The following is a 21,370-nucleotide window of genomic DNA, read 5'->3' as shown; positions in this document are numbered from 1 at the left end:
ATGACGTCTTCGAGGAAGGATCGCGCCTCCGCCCTGCCCGAGGAGTTGCGGGAGGCGCTGCGCCGCCGCCTCGCGGGCAAGGCCGGGTGCACCGAGGCCATCCCCCGCGCGGACCGCGCACGGCCGCTGCCGCTGTCCTTCGCCCAGGAGCGGCTGTGGTTCCTGCACACCCTCCAGCCGGAGGAGGCGGGGTACAACAGCGCGCTGGCGCTGCGGCTGACCGGCGCCCTGGACGTGGCGGCGCTCTCCCGGGCGCTGGATGCGCTGGTGGAGCGCCATGAGGCGCTGCGGACCACGTTCGACGACCTCGACGGCCGGCCCGCCCAGGTGGTGCGCCTGGCCGCGCCCGTCCCGCTGCCGGTGGCCGACCTCACCGGCGAGGGCGGGGATGCCGGGGCGCTGGACCGGCTGCTGCTGGCCGAGTACGCCCGGCCGTTCGGGCTGCGGACCGGTCCGGCGCTGCGGGCGCTGCTGATCCGCCTGGCCGAGGACGCGCACGTACTGCTGCTCACGGCCCATCACATCGTCACCGACGGCTGGTCGATGGGTGTGCTGCAGGACGAGCTGTGCGCGCTGTACGGCGCCGGGCCCGGCGCGGACCCTCTGCCCCCGGTGCCGGTGCAGTACCCGGACTTCGCCGTGTGGCAGCGGGAACGGCTCTCGGGGGCCGCCCTGGACCGCCAGCTCGACTACTGGAAGGAGCGGCTGGACGGCGTCGTCCCGCTGGAGCTGCCCACCGACCGGCCCCGGCCCGCCGCGCCCACCTCGGCGGGGGCGATCCACGAGTTCACGGTGGGCCGCGCCACCGCGGACCGGCTGCGGACGCTCGCGGCGCGCGAGCGGACCACGCTGTTCACGGCGCTGGTCGCCGCCTGCCAGGGGCTGTTCGCCCGCTGGTCGGGGCAGGACGACATCGCCATCGGCACCGTCACCTCCGGCCGTGGCCGGACCGAACTCGAGCGCGCCGTCGGCTTCTTCGTCAATACGGTGGTTCTGCGGTCGGCGGTGGACACGGCCCGTTCCTACCGCGCGCTGCTGGCCGACGCCGGGGCCACGGTGCTGGACGCCTTCGCCCATGACGAGGCGCCGTACCAGCGGCTGGTGGAGGCCGTGGGGGCGCGCCGGGAGGCGGGCCGCAATCCGCTGTTCGATGTGATGGTGCTGCTGCACAGCGCCCCGAGGAGCGCGCCCCGGCTGTCCGGCCTGGGGGCGACGGGCGTGGCCGTGCCCCGCCGGTCGGCCACCTTCGACCTCAGCGTCGAGTTCGTGGAGGACGGGGAGGAGCTGCGGGGGCTGCTGGAGTACAGCACCGAGCTGTTCGACCGGGCGACCGCCGAGCGGATGGCGGGACATCTGCTGGTGCTGCTGGACGGGGTGGCGGCCGAACCGGACCGGCCGGTGCGCGAGCTGCCCCTGCTCACGGACGGGGAGCGGCGGCGGACGACGGCCGCCGGGCACGGCCCGGCGCTCGCGGTCGAACCGGCCACGTTCCCGGCGGTGTTCGAGGCGGCGGCGGCCCGTACCCCGGAGGCCACGGCGCTGGTGGCCTCCGACGCCACCTACGGCTTCGCGGAGCTGAACGCGGCCGCCAACCGGCTGGCCCACCATCTGATCGCCCAGGGCGTGGGCCCGGAGCGCGTCGTCGGGGTGAAGCTGCCCCGGACCTCCGACATGGTCGTGGCGATCCTGGGTGTGCTCAAGGCGGGCGGGGTCTATCTGCCCCTCGATCCCGAACTCCCCGCCGAGCGCCTCGCGTTCCTCCTGTCCGAGGCCGAACCCGCGCTGGTGCTCGACGAGTCCGCCCTGCGCGCCGTGCCGGCCACGCTGCCGGTGGCGAACCCCACGGACGCGGACCGGACCGCCGTACTGCACCCCGACGGCGCCGCCTACGTCCTGTACACCTCGGGCTCCACCGGCCGCCCCAAGGGGGTGGCCGTGGAGCACCGGTCGCTGGTCAATCTGCTGGTCGGCCACCGCGAGGGTTTTGTGGCCGAGGCGGGCGGCGGGCCGCTGCGCGCGGCGCTGACCGCCTCGTTCTCCTTCGACACCTCGCTGGAGGGATTGCTGCTGCTGGCCGACGGCCATGAACTGCACCTCATCGACGAGGCCACCCGGCTCGACCCGGCCGCGCTCGTGGCGCGCGTCGCCGAGCGGCGCATCGACTTCCTCGACCTCACCCCCTCGTATCTGCGGCAGCTCCTCCCGGCCGGGCTGCTGGACCACCCCCGGCACCGGCCGCGGGTGCTGATGCTGGGCGGCGAGGCCATCGGTACGTCGCTGTGGCGGCGGCTGGCGGACACACCGGGGACGACGGCGTACAACTTCTACGGTCCGACCGAGTGCACCATCGACGCGCTCGCCGCCCGGATCGGCGGCGCGGGGCGCCCGGTGGTGGGCCGCCCGCTGGGCAATCTCCGCGCCCATGTGCTCGACTCCCGGCTCCAGCCGGTGCCGGTGGGGGTGGCGGGTGAGCTGTATCTGGCGGGTGCGCAGGTGGCCCGGGGGTACCGGGGCCGTCCTGGGCTGACCGCGTCCCGCTTCGTGGCCGATCCGTACGGGCCCGCCGGGAGCCGGATGTACCGCACCGGGGACCTGGCCCGCTGGACCGCGGACGGGGATCTTGACTACCTCGGCCGGGCCGACGACCAGGTGAAGATCCGGGGCCACCGGATCGAACCGGGCGAGATCGAGGCGGCGTTGCTGGATCTGCCGGCCGTCGCCGAGGCGGCCGTCGTCGCGGTGACCGACGACCGCGGCCACACCCGGCTGGCCGCCTACTACGTGCCCGAGCCCGGCGGTGAGCCGCCCGCCCCCGGTGAGCTGCGCGCGGCCCTCGGGCGCACCCTGCCCGGCCATATGGTCCCCGGCGCCTTCGTCGCCCTCGACGCCATGCCGCTCAACACCAGCGGCAAGCTGGACCGCCGGGCGCTGCCCGCGCCGCGGCCTGCCACGGACCGGCCGGAGCGGGACACCACCGCGCCGCGCACCGAGGCGGAGCGGGAGCTGGCGCGGATCTGGGCCGAGGTGCTGGGCGCCCGGACGGTGGGGGTGAACGACAACTTCTTCGAGCTGGGCGGCGATTCGATCCTCAGCATCCAGATCGTCTCCCGCGCCCGTCAGGCCGGGCTCGCGCTCACCTCGCGGGATGTCTTCCTGCACCAGACCATCGCCGAGCTGGCCGCCGCCGTGGCACCGCGCACAGCACCTCAGGACGGCGACGCGTCGGCGGACGTGGCGGGCCCGGCGCCGCTCACCCCGATCCAGCACTGGTTCTTCGCCACCCATGGCCCGCTCCGCCACTTCACCATGTCGATGGTCCTCGATCTGCCGACCGACGTGGACGAGGACGCGCTGGAGGCGGCGCTGGAGGCCGTGGTCGCGCACCACCCGGCCCTGCGCACCCGGTTCACCCAGGGCGACGACGGCGGGTGGCGGCAGTTCGCGGACGGCGCGCCGGGCGGGCCGGTGCTGCGCCGCCACGATCTGTCCGGGCGCGGCGGCGCCGAGGAGACGGCCGCGGCCGAGACGGCCGCGGCCGAGACGGCCGCGGCCGAGACGGCCGCGGCCGAGACGGCCGCGGCCGAGGCGGCCGCCGAGGCCGCCCGCGCCGAACTCGACCTGACCGCAGGGGTGTTGTTGCGGGGCGCCCTGCTGCGGCGCGGGGCGGGGGCCCGGCCGCGGCTGTTCCTCACCGTGCACCACCTCGCCGTGGACAGCGTCTCGTGGCGCATTCTGCTGGGCGACCTGGAGAGCGCCTACCGGCAGGCCGCCGCCGGGGAGCCGGTGCGCCTGGAGCCCGCCTCCACCCCCTTCACCACCTGGGCCCATCGGCTGGTCGGGCGGGTGCGGGAGGGTGAGCTGGACGACGAGCTGCCGTACTGGGAGGGCGTACGGCGGGCGGGCGGCCGGGACCTTCCGGTGGACCGTTCCGGCACGGCCACCGCCGGGTCCACCCGCACCGTGCGCGTGACGCTCGACCGCGAGGTCACCGACGGGCTGCTGCGCCGGGTGCCCGGGGTGTACCGGACGCAGATCAACGATGTGCTGATGAGCGCCCTGGGGCGGGTGCTGGCCGGGTGGACGGGCGAGGACCGGGTGCTGGTGGCCATGGAGGGCCATGGCCGGGAGGAGCTGGACGCGGCCGTCGATCTGTCCCGGACCGTGGGCTGGTTCACCACGCAGTACCCGGTGGCGCTGACGCTGCCCGGGGACGGCTGGGGCGCGGTGCTGAAGTCGGTGAAGGAGCAGCTGCGCGCGGTGCCGCACCGGGGGCTGAGCCATGAGGCGCTGGCGTATCTGAGCGCCCCTGACTCCCCCGCGCGGGCCCTCGCCGGCGCGCCGTTGCCGGGCATCTGCTTCAACTACCACGGCCAGTGGGACTCGGGCGGGGACGGGGGCGCGTTCACGCTCACCGGGGAGAGCCTGGGGCGGGATCTGGCAGCGGACGAGCCGTCGGTGTATCCGCTCGATGTGTCCGCCGTGGTGACGGACGGTGAGCTGGAGCTGACCTGGCTGTACTCCGACCGGGTCCACGACGCGGCCACGGTGCGGGGGCTCGCGGACGCGATGCTCACGGCACTGCGGGAGATCGTGGCGCACTGCGAAGGACCGGACGCGGGCGGCCGTACCCCTTCCGACTTCCCGCTGGCCCGGCTGGACCAGGCCGCCGTCGACCGGCTGGTGGGCGACGGGCGCCGGGCCGAGGACGTGTATCCGCTGACGCCGCTTCAGGAGGGCATGCTCTTCCACCGGCTGGTCGGCGGCGAGGAGGACGTCTACCTCGATCAGGCCACGCTGATCCTGGACGGGGTGGGCGACCCGGAGGCGTTCGCCCGCGCCTGGCAGCGGACGGTGGACCGCACACCGGTGCTCCGCACCGGCGTCGTCTGGGAGGGCGTCGAACGGCCGCTGCAGATCGTCCGCCACCGGGCCGAGGTGCCCGTGACCCGGCTGGACTGGCGCGAGCTGCCGGAGGAGCGGCGCGAGGCCGAACTGGAGCGGTACCGGGCCGAGGACCTGGCCCGGGGCATCGATCTGGCCGCGCCGCCGCTGATGCGGCTGGCCATCGCCCGGCTGACCGACGACCGGGTGGCGCTGATGTGGACCTCGCACCATCTGGTCCTGGACGGCTGGAGCCTGGCGCAGGTGTTCACCGAGGTGTGCGAGCGGTACACCGCGGCCGCCCAGGGCCGTGCTCCGGCGCTCCCCGCCCGCCGCCCGTTCCGCGACTATCTGCAGTGGCTGGACGGGCGGGACGGGCGGGAGGCCGAGCGCCACTGGCGGGATGTGCTCGCCGGTTTCACCGCGCCGACGCCGCTCCCCGCCGACCGCAAGGCCGTCGAGTCCCACCGGGCACGGTCCTCGGCGACCGTGGCGGTTTCGCTCACCCCCGAGGTGTCGGAGGAGCTGCGCCGTACGGCCCGCGGCGGCGGCCTGACCGTCAACACGATCGTGCAGGGCGCCTGGGCGCTGCTGTTGTCCCGGTACGGCGGCGAGGAGGACGTGGTCTTCGGCACCACCGTCTCCGGCCGTCCGGCGGAGCTGGCCGGGGTCGAGTCGATGGTGGGGATGTTCATCAACACCCTGCCGACCCGGGTGCGGGTGGACGCCGCCCGGAACACCGGGGACTGGCTGCGGGACCTCCAGATGGCGCAGACCGCGTCCCGGCGCCATGAGTCCGTCTCGCTGGCGCAGGTGGCGGGCTTGAGCGAGATTCCGGCCGGGACCTCGCTCTTCGATTCGATGGTGGCCTTCGAGAACTACCCCTTTGACGACTCCTCGGCGCGCGAGGCGGGCCTGCGGATCATCGAGGTCCGCTCGATGGACGCCACCAACTTCGGCCTGAGTCTGCGAGCCCGTCTCTCCGACCGGCTGGGCCTCGACCTCGGCTATGACCCGGGGCTGTTCGACGCCCGGACCGCGGCCGCGCTCGCCGACCGGCTGCGTCTGCTGCTCACCGCGATCGCGGCCGACCCCGACCGTCCGCTGCGGGCGCTTCCGTGGACCACCGCCGAGGAGCGGCGGCGGATCCTGGTGGAATGGGGCGGCGGCACGCCCCCTGAGGCGCCGGAGCGGACCCTGGTGGACCTGTTCGAGGAGCAGGCCGCCCGCGCCCCCGGCGCCATCGCCGTCTCGCATGCCGGGGTTTCGCTGTCGTACGCCGAACTCGACGTGCGGGCGGGCCGGTTGGCGCACCGGCTGATCGCCGAGGGCGCCGGGCGGGAGCGGTATGTGGCGCTGGCGCTGCCCCGTTCGCCGGAGATGATCGTGGCGATCGTGGCGGTGCTGAAGACGGGGGCGGCCTATCTGCCGCTCGCCCCGGACCAGCCGTCCGGCCGGATCGCCCGGATGCTCGCCGACGCCGCACCGGTGGCCCTGCTGACCACCTCGGCCTTCGCGGCACGGCTGGGTGGGGACGACGACGCGGACACCTGCCCGGCCCGGCTCTGCCTGGACGACCCCGCCCTGATCGCCGATCTAGAGCGCCGCCCCGCCGCCCTCCCGGCCGGTTCCGGGCCGCTGCCGGAGAGCCCCGCCTACGCCATCTACACCTCCGGGTCCACGGGTGTGCCCAAGGGAGTGGTGATCCCGCACTCCAATGTGGTCCGGCTGTTCTCCCGGACCCGTCAGTGGTTCTCGTACGACGCGAGCGATGTGTGGACGCTGTTCCACAGCTACGCCTTCGACTTCTCCGTCTGGGAGATCTGGGGGCCGCTGCTGCACGGCGGCCGGCTCGTGGTGGTCCCGTACGCCGTCTCCCGCTCCCCCGAGGAGTTCCTGCGGCTGCTGGCGGAGGAGGGGGTGACGGTGCTCAGCCAGACGCCGTCCGCCTTCCAGGGGCTGATGCGCGCCGACGAGGAGCGCCCCGGAGCCCAACTCGCCCTGCGCCGAGTGGTGTTCGGCGGTGAGGCGCTCGACGCGCGGCGGCTGGCGGGCTGGTACGCACGGCATCCGGACACCGCGCCGGTGCTGGTCAACATGTACGGGATCACCGAGACCACCGTGCATGTCACCTACGCCCCGCTCGACCGCGCGGCGACGTCCGTCGCGGTGAGCACCATCGGCACCGGCATCCCCGATCTGCGGGTGTATGTGCTGGACGAGGCGCTGGAGCCGGTGCCACCGGGGGCGGTCGGCGAACTGTATGTGGCGGGGGCCGGGCTCGCCCGGGGCTATCTGCGCCGCCCGGGCCTGACCGCGTCCCGTTCCGTGGCCGATCCGTACGGGCCCGCCGGGAGCCGGATGTACCGCACCGGCGACCGGGCCCGGTGGAGCGCGGACGGCGAGCTGGAGTACCTGGGCCGCGCCGACGACCAGGTGAAGATCCGTGGTTTCCGGATCGAGCCCGGGGAGATCGAGGCCGCCCTGACCGCCCATCCGGGCGTCGGCGACGTGGTGGTGACGGTGCGTGAGGACCAGCCCGGGGTACGGCGGCTGGTGGCCCATGTGGTGGCCGCCGGTTCGGCCGCTGTGGCCGCCGCCGGTTCGGCCGCGCCACCACGGGCCGGTGAGTTGCGGGAGTTCCTCCAGCGGACGCTGCCCGCGCAGATGGTCCCGGCGGCGTTCGTGGCGCTGGACGCGCTGCCGCTGACCGCCAACGGCAAGCTGGACCGGCGCGCGCTGCCCGCGCCCGGCCTCGACGGCTTCGCGGCGAGCGCGGAGCGGATCGCGCCGCGCACCGAGGCCGAGCGCACGGTGGCGCGGGTGTGGGCCGAGGTGCTCCCGGTCGAGGAGGCCGGGGCGACGGACGACTTCTTCGCCCTGGGCGGCGATTCGATCCTGGCCATCCGGGTGGCCTCCCGGCTGCGGGCGGCCTTCGGCACCGAGGTCACCCCGCGTGCGCTGTTCACCCACACCACCGTGGCCGAACTCGCCGCCGCGCTGGACGCGCCGGAGACGGGCGAGGCGGCGCAGGTCGGCGGGACGGCGGACGTCATACCGGCCGTGCCACGGGACGGGGAGCTGCCGCTGTCGTATCCGCAGGCGCGGCTGTGGTTCCTCGACTCCTTCGACGGCGGCGGCACGGAGTATGTGACACCGTTCGCGCTGCGGCTGCGCGGCCGCCTGGACACCGCCGCGCTGCGCACCGCCCTGGACGCCCTGGTGGCCAGGCATGAGCCGCTGCGGACCACGTTCGCCGAGGTGGACGGCCGTGGGGTGCAGCGGGTGCACGAGCCGTATCCGGTGGCGCTGCCGGTGCACGATCTCGCGGTCCGTCCCGTAACCGAGCGCGAGCGGGAGCTGGAGCGGCTGCTGGAGCGGGAGGGCGCCACCCCCTTCGATCTGCGCACCGGGCCGCTGCTGCGGGCGTCCCTGGTCCGGCTGGACGACGAGGAGCACGTGCTCACCCTGACGATGCACCACATCGTCACGGACGGCTGGTCCACGGCCGTCATCAGCGCCGATCTGAGCGAGCTGTACGGCGCGGCGGTCATGGCACGGCGGCCCGCGCTCGCCCCGCTGCCGCTGGGCTACGCCGACTACGCGGCGTGGCAGCGCGATCCGCTCGGTGGCGCGGCGCGGATGGAGCCGCAGCTGGAGTACTGGCGGGCACGGCTGGCGGATCCGGTGCCGCTGGAGCTGCCGACCGACCGTCCCCGGCCGGCCGTGCAGACCAAGAACGGCGCACTGCGGGAGTTCACCCTGCCCGCCGCGCTGGTGGAGCGGCTGCGCGCGGCCGGGCGGCGGCGCGACTCCACCCTCTTCATGACGCTCCTCGCCACCTGCCAGGTACTGCTGTCCCGCTGGTCGGGACAGCGGGACATCGCGGTGGGCACCGTGACCTCGGGACGGGAGCGGCCCGAACTGGAGCGTCTGGTCGGGATGTTCGTGAACACGCTCGTGCTGCGCACCCGGGTGGACGCCGACGACTCGTTCGAGGAGCTGCTCACCCGGGTGCGGGGCACCGTGCTGGACGCCTTCGCCCACCAGGACGTGCCGTTCGAGCGGATCGTGGACGCGCTCCAGCCGGAGCGGGACACCAGCCGCACTCCGCTCTTCCAGGTCATGGTGGCGCTGCACAACCTGGGCGCCGAGGTGCCCGACCTGCCCGGCCTCACCGTGGAGGCGGTACGGGTCCCGGGCCGGACCGCCGGTTTCGACCTGAGCTTCGACTTCGTGGCGGGCCCCGGCGGGCTGACCGGCTTCGTGGAGTACAACACCGATCTGTTCGACGCGGCCACCGTGGAGCGGATGGTCCATCAGCTGCGGCTGCTGCTGGCAGCGGTGGCCGAGGACCCCGGGCTCCGGGTGGGCGAACTGCCGCTGCTGACCGCCGGGGAGCGGCGGACCGTGCTGGAGGAGTGGAACGACACCGCGCTCGCCGTGCCGGACACCACCTTCCCCCGGCTCTTCGAGGAGCAGACCGCCCGCACCCCGGGCGCCACCGCGCTGGTGGCCTCCGACGCCGGCTACGACTTCGCGGGGCTGAACGCGGCCGCCAACCGGCTGGCCCACCATCTGATCGCCCAGGGCGTGGGCCCGGAGAGGGTGGTCGCGGTCAGGCTTCCGCGCACCGCCGATTCTGTGGTGGCCCTGCTCGCGGTCCTCAAGGCGGGCGGTACCCACCTGTACGTGGACCCCGGGCTGCCCGCGACACGCGCGCGGTTCCTGCTGGAAGACGCGGCGCCCGAGGTCGTCCTCACCCCCGATGCCCTGCGGGACGCGCCCCTCGACCGGCTGCCGGACACCGATCCCACCGACGCGGACCTGCTGTCCCCGCTGCTGCCCGGGCACACCGCGTACATCACCTACACCTCGGGGTCCACCGGCCGCCCCAAGGGTGTCGCCGTCGAACACCGCCAGCTGGTCAACCTCTGCCTCGACCACCGGGCCGGGCTCATCGCACCGCACCAGGCCGAGGCGGGCCGTCCGCTGCGCTCGGCGCTGACCGCCGCGTTCTCCTTCGACACCTCCTGGGAGGGCGCGGTGTTCCTGGCCTCGGGCCAGGAGGTGCACTTGGTGGACGACGCGGTACGGCTGGACCCGGCCGCCCTCGTGGCGCTGGTCGAGGACCGTGGCCTGGACTTCCTCGACGTCACCCCGTCGTACCTGCATGAGCTGATGGCGGCCGGGCTGTTCGCCGGGGACCGCCACCGCCCGCGGATCGTCATGGTGGGCGGCGAGGCCCTCGGCGCGGCGCTGTGGCGGGAGCTGCGCGCGGTGCCGGGCGTGGCGGCGTACAACTTCTACGGGCCCACCGAATGCGCCGTGGACGCGGTCTACGGCGACCTGGCCGGTCTCGGTGACCGGCCGCTCATCGGACGCCCCGGCCGCAATCTGCGGGCGTACGTCCTGGACGGAGCGCTGCGGCCGGTGCCGCCCGGCGTCCCCGGCGAACTCCATCTGGCCGGGGCGCAGGTCGCCCGCGGCTATCTGCGCCGCCCGGGGCTCACCGCGGCGCATTTCACCGCCGACCCGTACGGCCCTCCCGGCGGCCGGATGTACCGCACCGGCGACCGGGCGCGCTGGACGGCGGACGGGACGCTGGAGTTCCTCGGCCGCGCCGATGAACAGCTCAAGGTCCGTGGGTTCCGGATCGAGCCCGGCGAGATCGAGGCCGCGCTGCTGGGCCATCAGGCGGTCCAGGAGGCGGTGGTCGTGGCCCGCGAGGACACCGGCCACCGGCGGCTGGTGGCCTATCTGGTGACCCGCTCCGGCGACTCGGCCGGCTCCCCCGATCCGGTGGAGCTGCGCGCGCTGCTCAAGCGCACCCTGCCCGACTACATGGTCCCGGCCGCCTTCGTGACGCTGGACCGGATGCCCCGCACCGACAGCGGCAAGGTGGACCGGCGCGCACTGCCCGCTCCCCCGGACCGCCCCGAGCGGGGCTCGCCGCATGTGGCGCCCAGGAACCCGGCCGAGACGGTGCTGGCGGGCGTGTGGGCCGAGGTGCTGGGCGTCCCCGAGGTGGGGGTGGAGGACAACTTCTTCGCCCTGGGCGGCGATTCGATCCTCAGCATCCAGATCGTCTCCCGCGCCCGCCGGGCCGGACTGACGCTCACCTCCAAGGACGTCTTCCGCCACCAGACCATCGCGGAGCTCGCGCTGAGCGTCGAGACGGCCGGGCGGCGGCCGCTCGCCGAGACGGCCGGGGCGGTGGCCGGGGCGGCGACCGGGGCGGCGCCGCTGACCCCCATCCAGCACTGGTATCTGGACGGGCGGCGGCCCGGCGACCCGCACCACTTCACCATGAGCCACCGGCTGGAGCTCACCGGCGACCTCGACGAGGCCGCCCTGCGGCAGGCGGTGGACGCCCTGGTGGCGCACCACGCCGCGCTGCGCACCCGCTTCCTGGTCGTCGACGGGCGGTGGCGCCAGGAGATCCTGCCCACCGCCCCCGGCGGCGTCCTGGAGCGGCACGACCTGTCCGGTCTGGACGACGCGGCACGCGCCGGAGCCGTACGGGAGGCCACGGTCGCGGCCCAGACGGGGCTGGACATCGCCGAGGGGGCCGTACTGCGGGCGCTGCTGTTCACCTTCGGCCCCGGGCAGGCGTCCGAGTTGCTGCTCACCGCCCACCATCTGGTGGTGGACGGCGTCTCCTGGCGGATCCTGCTCGGCGATCTGGAGACCGCCTACCGAGGCGCCGCCGCCGGTGGCGCGGCCACCCTGCCCCCGGCGAGCAGCGCCTTCACCCAGTGGGCCGTCCGGCTGGCGGACCATGTGCGCTCCGGCGGGTTCGACGGCGACCTGGCGTACTGGACGGGCGTGGCGCGCTCCGCGCCCGCCGCGCTCCCCGTCGACCGCGAGGGCCCCAACACCCATGAGACGGCGGCCACGGTGACCACGGTCCTCGGCCGTGCCGAGACCGAGGCGCTGCTGCGCCGGGTCCCCGGCGTCTACCGGACCCGGATCAACGACGTACTGCTCGCCGCGCTCGGCCGGAGCCTGGCGCGCTGGACCGGCGGGGACACGGTGCTGATCGGCGTGGAGGGACACGGCCGCGAGGACCTCTTCGAGGATCTGGATCTGTCCCGTACGGTCGGCTGGTTCACCGCCGAGTACCCGCTCGCGCTGGCCGTCGACGCCGGGGCGGGGTGGCGCGACACCCTCCGGTCCGTCAAGGAGCAGCTGCGGGCCGTTCCGCACCACGGGCTCGGCCACGGAGCGCTGCGCCATCTGGCCCCCGGGGGCTCCCCGGCCGGGGAGCCGCGGGGCGGTCCGTCGCCGCAGATCGTCTTCAACTACCACGGCCAGTGGGACGTAGGGGCAATCGACGAAAGCGCCCCGGGCCTGTACCGCGCGGCCCTCCCCGTGACCGGCCAGGACGCCGCTCCCGGGGAGACCCGCCCGTGTCTGCTGGAGGTCACCGGGGCGGTCCAGGACGGGCGGCTGGAGCTGGGCTGGAGCTATCCGGCCCGGATGTACGACGAGGCCACCGTGCGCCGGGTCGCGGACGACTGTCTGGCCGCGCTGAGGGAGATCGTCGCGCACTGCGCCGAGCCCGGCGCGGGCGGGCGCACCCCGTCCGACTTCCCGCTCGCCCGGCTCGGCCAGCGGCAGGTGGATCTGATCGCCGGTGACGGCGGCGCGGTGGAGGACGTGTATCCGCTGACCCCGCTCCAGGCGGGCATGCTCTTCCACGGCCTCGTGGACAGCGCTGCCACCGGTGGCGCCTACTTCGACCAGATCGCCATCCGGATCGGCGGGATCGCCGACCCGGACGCCTTCGCGGCCGCCTGGCAGCGGGTGGTGGACCGTACACCGGGCTTGCGCAGTTCCGTCCGCTGGGAGGGGCTCGCCGAGCCGGTCCAGGTCGTCCACCGCCGGGCCGATCTGCCCACCGTCCGGCTGGACTGGCGGGAGTTGACGCCATCCGCGCGGGAGGAGGCGCTGCGGCGGCTGCTGGCCGAGGACCGCGCCGCCGGGATGGAGCTCACCTCGGCCCCGCTGAGCCGGATCGCGGTGGCCGGGCTGCCCGATGACGAGGTCATGCTGGTGTGGACCTCGCATCATCTGATGCTCGACGGCTGGAGCACCGGCCAGGTCTTCGCCGAGGTGTGCGAGACCTACGCGGCCCTCGTGGCCGGGCGCTCGCCCCGGCCGCCCGCCCGCCGGGCCTTCCGGGACTTCCTGCGCTGGCTGCGCGAGCAGGACCACGAGCGTGCGGAGCGGCATTGGCGCGAGGTGCTGGCGGGGTTCGGCACCCGCACACCGCTGCCGTACGACCGGCCGCCCCGGGAGGCGCATCGCACCACCTCGACCGCGCTGACCCGGCTGGAGCTGACCGATGAGGTGTCCGCCCGGCTGCGGGAGACCGCGCGCGGCGGCGGGCTGACGGTCAACACGGTGGTGCAGGGCGCGTGGGCGCTGCTGCTGTCGCGGTACGGCGGGGTGCGCGACGTGGTGTTCGGCACCACCGTCTCGGGCCGTCCGGAGGGGCTGCCCGGCGTGGAGACGATGGTCGGCATGTTCATCAACACGGTCCCCACCCGGGCCGTGGCCGAGGGCGGCCGTGAGGTCGTGGCGTGGCTGCGGGAGCTCCAGGAGCGGCAGAGCGAGTCCCGCCGCTTCGACTTCGTCGCCCTCCCCCGGATCCAGGCACTCAGCGCGGTCCCGGCCGGTGAGGCGCTCTTCGACAGCATGATGGTGTTCGAGAACTACCCCTTCGACGAGGCGTCGGCCGCCGGTGCCGGAATCCGGGTGCGGGAGGTGCGGGCCGAGGACTCCACCAGCTTCCCGCTGTGTCTGCGCGCCTATCTCGGCGACCGGCTGGGCTTCGACCTCGCCTACGATCCGGCGCTGTTCGACGCGGCCACGGTGGATCGGGCGGCGGCCCATCTGGAGACGCTGCTGACCGGCATCGCGGACGGCGCCGGGCGGTCGCTGGACGAGCTGCCGCTGCTGACGGAGGCGGAGCGCCTGCGGGCGGCGGGCGAGTGGAATGCCACCGCCCGGCCGCTGCCGGAGGGTTCGCTCGCGGAGCTGTTCGCCGAGCGGGTCCACCGGGCCCCGGACGCCGTGGCCGCCACCGACGGCGCCACGTCGCTCAGCTACGCCCAACTCGACGAGTGGGCGGGCCGGTTAGCCGGTCATCTGCTGCGGTCCGGGGTGCGTCCCGAGGACCGGGTGGCGCTGCTCATGGACCGGTCGGTGGAGCTGGTCGTGGCCCAGCTCGCGGTCGTCAGGGCCGGTGCGGTGTACGTACCGGTGGACGCCCGCGCCCCGCGCGACCGGCGGCGCACGCTGCTGGACCAGGCCGGCGCCGCGGTCGTGCTGACACCGGAGGAGGTGGCCGCCGCCCGGGAGGGCGGGCCGGTGGTGGCGGCGGTGCCGGTGCACCGGGACCAGCTGGCGTATGTGATGTTCACCTCCGGGTCGACCGGTGTGCCGAAGGCCGTGGGGGTGCGCCATCGCGATGTGGCGGCGCTCGCCCTGGACCGTGCCTTCGCCGGTGGCGGACATGAGCGGGTGCCGCTGCACTCGCCGGTGGCGTTCGACGCCGCCACCTACGAGATGTGGGTGCCGCTGCTGAACGGTGGCCGGGTGGTGGTGACATCGGGCGAACTGGACGCCGCGGTGGTGCGCCGACTGGTGGCCGAGCAGAAGGTGACGGGTCTCTGGCTGACCGCCGGGCTGTTCCGGCTGCTGGCCGGGGACGCGCCGGACTGTTTCACCGGGCTGCACGAGGTGTGGACCGGTGGCGACGTGGTGCCCGCGGCCGCGGTGCGCCGGGTGCTGGAGCGCTGCCCCGGGCTGACCGTGGTGGACGGCTACGGGCCGACCGAGACCACCACCTTCGCCACGTACTTCCCGATGTCCCGCGCCGACGAGGTGCCCGAGGTGGTGCCGATCGGCCGTCCGCTGGACAACACGCGGGTCCACGTCCTGGACTCCAGGATGCGGATCGTGCCGCCGGGTGTGGTCGGCGAGCTCTTCGTCGCCGGGGAGGGGGTGGCCCGTGGCTACCTCGGCCGCCCAGGACCGACCGCGGCGGCCTTCCTCCCCGATCCGTACGCGCCCGCCGGGGAGCGGATGTACCGCACCGGCGATCTGGCGCGACGGCGCCCGGACGGCACGGTGGAGTTCCTCGGCCGCGCCGATGACCAGGTCAAGGTCCGTGGCTTCCGGATCGAGCCGGGCGAGGTGGAGGGCGTGCTGGCCGGGCACCCCGAGGTGGCGGATGTCGCGGTGGTGGCCCGGGAGGACGGCCCCGGTGGCAAGCGGCTGGTGGCCTATCTGGTGGCCGCCGGCGATGCCCCGGTGGAGGGTGACCCACTGCGGGCGTACGCGGCCGAGCGGCTGCCGGACTACATGGTGCCGTCGGCCGTCGTCCCGCTGGAGGCGCTGCCGCTCGGCCCCACCGGGAAGCTGGACCGCGCGGCGCTGCCCGCACCCGGTCCTGACACCCGCCGTACGCCCTACCGGGCGCCGCGCGAGGGGGCCGAACGGGCCGTGGCGGCGGTCTGGGCCGAGGTGCTGGAGGTCGAACGCGTCGGCGCCGGGGACAACTTCTTCGAACTCGGCGGCGACTCGATCCTCTCCATCCGGCTCACCTCACGGCTGCGGGAGGTGCTCGGGGTGGAGCCGTCACCCCGTCTGGTGTTCACCCATCCGACCGTCGCCGCCCTGGCCGAGGCGCTCGACGGCGCGGACGGCCGGGGCGCGGACCGGCCCGCCCCGATCACACCGGTGGCCCGGGACGGCGAGCTGCCGCTGTCGTATCCGCAGCAGCGGCTGTGGTTCCTGGACTCCTTCGCCCCCGACAGCGCCGAGTACATCACCCCGCTGGCACTGCGGATGCGGGGAGCCCTCGACGTGGCCGCGCTCAGTGCGGCGCTGACCGCGCTGGTGGCCCGGCACGAGTCGCTGCGGACCACCTTCGACGCGGTGGACGGCCGTGGGGTGCAGATCGTGCACGGCCCCTGGGAGATCCGGCTCGACCCGTACGACCTGTCCCATCTGCCCGCCGCCGAGCGGGAGGCGGAGCTGCGGGAGCTGCTGGCGTACGAACGGGCGCGCCCGTTCGATCTGCGGCGCGGCCCGCTGCTGCGGACCGGGCTGATCCGGCTCGGCCCCCAGGAGCACATGCTGAGCCTGACCCTGCACCACATCATCACGGACGGCTGGTCCACCGGTGTGCTCACCGGCGATCTGCGGGAGCTGTACCGGGCGGCGCTGAGCGGTGAGCCCGCGGCGCTGCCCCCGCTCCCGGTGAGTTACGCGGACTTCGCCGCCTGGCAGCGCACCGAACTCTCCGCTCCCCGGACGGATGAGGAACTGACCTACTGGAAACGGCAGTTGGTCGGGGTGCCGCCGCTGGAGGTGCCCACCGACCGGCCCCGCCCGGCGGTGCGGACGAAGCACGGCGCCACGGTGGAGTTCACGGTGCCCGCCGGGGTGAGCTCGCGCCTCAAGGAGTTCGGGCAGACGCGGGGCACCACCCTGTTCATGACGCTGGTGGCGGCGGCCCAGATCTTGCTGGCCCGGCTGTCCGGCGGGCGGGACATCGCCGTGGGCACCGTCACCTCGGGACGCGAACGCCCCGAGGTGGAACGGCTGATCGGCTTCTTCGTCAACACCCTGGTACTGCGCTCCACCGTCGATCCGCACACCCGCTTCGGCGACTTCCTGGCCGAGGTGCGCGGCACCGTCCTGGACGCCTTCGCCCATCAGTCCGTGCCGTTCGAGCGGGTGGTGGACGAGGTGCGGCCGGTGCGGGACACCAGCCGGACACCGCTGTTCCAGGTGATGGTGGTGCTCCAGAACGCCCTGGGCCGGGGGCTGGAGCTGCCCGGTCTGGAGCTGGCGGACGTGGAACTCGACACCCGGACCGCCGCCTTCGACCTCACCTTCGAGTTCGCCGAGGCCGAGGAGGGTGTGCTGCGCGGGCTGATCGGCTACAGCACCGATCTGTTCGACGCCTCGACGGTGGAGCGAATGGGCACGGCCCTGCGGGCGCTGCTCGCCGGGATCGCCGAGGATCCGGAGCGGCCGGTGGGCGCGCTGCCCCTGACCACCCCGGCCGAGCTGCGGCGCACCCTGGTCGAGTGGAACGACACCCGGCTGGAGGTGGAGCGGGCCACGCTGCGCGAACTGTTCGAGCGGCAGGTGGCCGTCTCGCCGGATGCCACGGCCGTGCGGTACGGGAAGGGCGATCTCACCTTCGCCGAGCTGGAGGTGGCCGCGAACCGGCTGGCGCACCGGCTGATCGGCCGGGGCGTGGGGCCGGAGCGGCTGGTGGCGCTGGTGCTGCCGCGTTCGGTGGAGATGCTGGTGGCGCAGCTGGCCGTGGCGAAGGCGGGCGGTGCGTTCCTGCCGGTCGACCCCGGCTATCCGAAGGAGCGGGTGGCGTTCATGCTGCGCGACGCCGCGCCCTCGGTGGTGCTCGACGACGCGGCCTCGGTGTGGGCCGAGGCGGGCCCCGCCGGGCCGCCGCCACTCCGTGGCCTGACGCCGGACCATCCGGCGTATGTCATCTACACCTCCGGCTCCACCGGTGTGCCCAAGGCGGTCGTGGTCACCCATGCGGGGCTGGCCGGTTTCTCGGCCGCCGCGGCCGCGCACTACGACGTGCGGGCCGGGGACCGGGTGCTGCAGTTCTCCTCCCCCAGCTTCGACGCCTCCGTCCTGGAGCTGTGTGTCTCGCTGCCCCGTGGCGCGGCGCTGGTGATCGGTGACGAGGGCCCACTGCTGGGCGAGCGGCTGGCCCAGGTGCTCGGCGGGCAGCGGATCACCCATGCGCTGATCCCCCCGGCCGCGCTGGCCACCGTGGAGGAGGCGGATCGGCGGGCGGGGCTGCCGGATCTGCGGACCCTGATCGTCGGCGCCGACGCCTGCTCCGCGGAGCTGGTGGACCGCTGGGCGCCGGGCCGGCGGATGGTCAACTCCTACGGCCCGACCGAGGCCACGGTGGTGAGCACCTGGTCCGGGCCGCTGACCGCCGGGTCGGGGGTGCCGCCGATCGGCCGGCCGATCCCGAACACCCGGGTCTACGTACTGGACGACGCGCTGCGCCCGGTGCCGGTGGGCGTGGCCGGGGAGCTGTATGTGGCGGGCGCGGGGCTGGCGCGGGGCTATCTGGGCCGCCCGGGGCTGACCGCCGCGCGGTTCGTGGCCGATCCGTTCGGCCCGGCGGGCGGACGGATGTACCGCACCGGCGATGTGGTGCGGTGGACCGGCGACGGTGAGCTCACGTTCCTGGGCCGGGCCGACGACCAGGTCAAGGTGCGGGGCTTCCGGATCGAACTCGGCGAGGTGGAGAGCGCGCTGCGGCGCAGCCCGGAGGTGCGGGAAGCGGTGGTCGCCGTACGGGAGACCGCCCCGGCCCCGGAGCGGCCCTCCGGCGGGAAGCGTCTGGTGGGCTATGTCGTCCCGGCGCCGGGTACCTCGCCGACCGCCGCCTCGCTGCGCGACGTCCTGGGGCGGACCCTGCCGTCCCATATGGTGCCGTCGGCGTTCGCCGTTCTGGACGCCCTTCCGCTCACGGCCAACGGCAAGGTGGACCGCCGGGCGCTGCCCGATCCGGACCCGGCGCCCATCACCTCCGGTGCGGGCCATGTCGCCCCGCGCACCCCGATGGAGCGCCGGATCGCGGACATCTGGGCCGATGTGCTCGGTCTGGCGCGGGTGGGCGTGGAGGACAACTTCTTCGAGCTCGGCGGGGACTCCATCCTCAGCATCCAGGTGGTCTCCCGCGCCCGGCAGGCCGGGCTGCGGCTGACCACCAAGGATCTGTTCGCCCATCAGACGGTGGCCGCGCTCGCCACCGTGGCCACCGCCGAACGGGACGAGGGCCGTGCGGAGCCGGTGACCGGGTCGCTTCCGCTCACCCCGATCCAGCGCTGGTTCTTCGCCACCCACACCGTGAATCCGCGCCACTTCAACCAGTCCACGCTGCTCGAGCTGCACCAGGAGCCGGACGAGAAGGCGCTGGAGGGGGCGCTGGCGTCGCTCCTGGTCCACCATGACGCGCTGCGCACCCGGTTCACCGAGGACGGCGGCGAGTGGCGCGGCCACGTCCCGGAACCGGATGGCGACGGCGCCGTCCTGGACCGCCACGACCTGTCCGGTCTGCCGGCGCGGGAGGCGGACGCGGCGATGGAGAAGGCGGCCGACGCCCTCCACGCGGGCTTCGACCTGGGCCGGGGGCCGCTGCTGCGGGCCGCGCTGTTCCGTTTCGGCGAGGCCCGGCGGCCGTTCCTCTTCCTGACCGCGCACCACCTGGTCATCGACGGGGTGTCCTGGCGGATCCTGCTGGACGATCTGGACATCGCCTATCAGCAGGGCGTGCGGGGCGAACCGGTGGACCTCGGCACCAAGACCACCGCCTTCCGCGACTGGGCGCGGCGGCTCGCGGAGCATGTCGCCGAGGGCGGCCTGGACCACGAGGCCGACCACTGGTGCGAGGCCCTCGACGCCCGGCCGCTGCCGGTCGACCGTCAAGTGGCCACGCCCGGACCCGGGATCGGTACGGTGCCGGTCGAGCTCGGCGAGCGGGACACCGAGGCGCTGCTGCGCTCGGCGCCCACCGCCTACCGCACCCGGATCAACGATGTGCTGCTCGCCGCCCTCGCGCTGGCGCTGTCCCGCTGGACGGGCCGGGAACGGGTGTCGGTGGAGCTGGAGGGCCACGGGCGCGAGGACGTCCTGGACGGTGTCGATCTCTCCCGTACGGTGGGCTGGTTCACCACCATGTATCCGGTCTCCTTCGAGCTGCCGGACCTCCCCGACGGCGGGCCGGCCGACTGGCGGGGGCTGGTCAAGTCGGTGCGGCGGCGGCTGCGGACCGTCCCCGGCAACGGCTTCGGCTTCGGGGCGCTGCGCGTCTTCGGCCCGCCCGAGCTGCGCGAGCGGCTGTCCCGGCACGGCGCCGGACCGCAGATCGTGTTCAACTACCTGGGCCAGTGGGGCGCCCGGTCGGCCGAGTCCCAGGGCGGTCTGGTCCACGCCGAACACGGCTCGTTCGGCCAGGACCACGATCCGCGCGAGGGCGGCTCCCATCTGCTGGAGGTGGTGGGCGCGGTGCAGGACGGCCGGCTCGGCTTCACCTGGCGCTACCGCCCCGATGTGCACGAGAGGGCGACCGTGGAGGCGGTGGCCGGGGACTTCGCGGAGGCCCTGCGGTGGATCGCCGGGGACTGCCGGGGCTCCGTATGACCGCCGCCCCGCCGGTGTCGCCGCCGGTTCCGCTGTCCCACAACCGGGACTACCGGCTGCTGTGGGGCAGTCAGGCGCTCTCGGAGTTCGGCTTCCACACGGCGCTGATCGCGTTTCCGCTGCTGGTCCTCGCGCTCACCGGATCGGGCGCCGCCTCCGGTCTGGTCATGGGCACCATCGCCGCCGCGCAGATGGTGGCCGGGCTCCCGGCGGGCGTCCTGGTGGACCGCTACGACCGCAAGGCCATCATGCTGGGCTGCGAGGCGGCCCAGGCGGTCTCCGCCATCAGCCTGGTGGCCGCCGTGTGGGCGGGCGCGGCCACCGTGTGGCACATGGTCGTGGTGGCGGCGGTGTTCGGGGCGAGCGCGGCGCTCTTCGAACCGGCCGAGAGCGCGTCGCTGCCCGCCCTGGTGGCGGACGAGCATCTGCCCACGGCGGTGGCGATGAACACGGCACGGGCCTCGATGGGGCAGCTGGCGGGCACCGCCACCGGCGGGTTCCTGTTCGCCGTGGGGCGGTTCGTGCCCTTCCTGGTGGACGCCGTGACACATACGCTCTCCTTCTTCGCGCTGCTCTTCGTCCGGCTGCCCCGGCGCGAGCGGTCCGCTGACGGGGTGGGCCCGCTGGGCCGGGAGGCCCTGGCCGGGCTGCGGTGGGTGTGGCGGGAGCGCCGGATCCGGGTCACGGTGGTGTGCGCGGTGGTGCTCAACCTGTTCTTCAGCGCCTTCTACCTCGTCGTCATCGTGCTCGCCGAATCCCGGGGGGTGCCCTCCGGGGAGGTCGGCGTGATGGCGGCCATGCTCGGGGTGGGCGGGGTGGCGGGCGCGCTGCTGGCGCCCGCACTGCACCGGCGACTCGGCCCGTACGGCGGCATCATCGCGGTGTTCTGGGCCCTGGCCGTGCTCGCCCCGGTCACCGTGCTGATGGACAGCGGCTATCTCATCGGGGTGCTGTTCGCCCTGATGGCGCTGTTCCCGCCGACGGCGAACACCGCCATCATGACCGACCAACTGCTGCGCACCCCGGACGAGCTGCGCGGCAGGCTCACCAGCACACTCGTCCTGGCCTGCGGTGCCGCGGGCGCGGCAGGCCCCGCGCTGGGCGGATCGCTCGCCCAGGCCCTGCCGGGCGACCGGGCCATCCTGCTCTGCTCGGCGGGGATGGCCGCCGCGGCCGTCCTGGCCACCGTCAGCCCGACCCTGCGCACGCTGTCCCGCCGCCATGAGTCCGGACGGCCGGCCGGCTGACCGCCATCCGGCACTTCACCGAC

General features: G+C 74.6%; 2 protein-coding genes. Both read left to right on the top strand.

Features of this window, described 5'->3' with window-relative positions:
• Positions 1-20,100: a non-ribosomal peptide synthase/polyketide synthase gene (locus LIV37_RS47245; protein WP_121826540.1), complete on the top strand. Its 20,100-nt coding sequence runs from the start codon at positions 1-3 to the stop codon at positions 20,098-20,100.
• Positions 20,097-21,347, top strand: coding sequence for an MFS transporter (locus tag LIV37_RS47240; protein ID WP_121826720.1), 1,251 nt, complete (start codon positions 20,097-20,099; stop codon positions 21,345-21,347). Before LIV37_RS47245 ends, LIV37_RS47240 begins: the two co-directional genes overlap by 4 nt.
• Positions 21,348-21,370 lie beyond the last annotated feature (23 nt).

It is taken from the genome of Streptomyces rapamycinicus NRRL 5491 (assembly GCF_024298965.1).
GTDB lineage: Bacteria > Actinomycetota > Actinomycetes > Streptomycetales > Streptomycetaceae > Streptomyces > Streptomyces rapamycinicus.
The sequence above is the reverse complement of the archived record's forward strand: the minus strand, read 5'-3'. Positions and strand labels throughout refer to the sequence as shown.

Coding starts and splice junctions, on each gene's coding strand:
- LIV37_RS47245 (WP_121826540.1), top strand. CDS start 1: ATGACGTCTTCGAGGAAGGATCGCGCCTCCGCCCTGCCCGAGGAGTTG.
- LIV37_RS47240 (WP_121826720.1), top strand. CDS start 20,097: ATGACCGCCGCCCCGCCGGTGTCGCCGCCGGTTCCGCTGTCCCACAAC.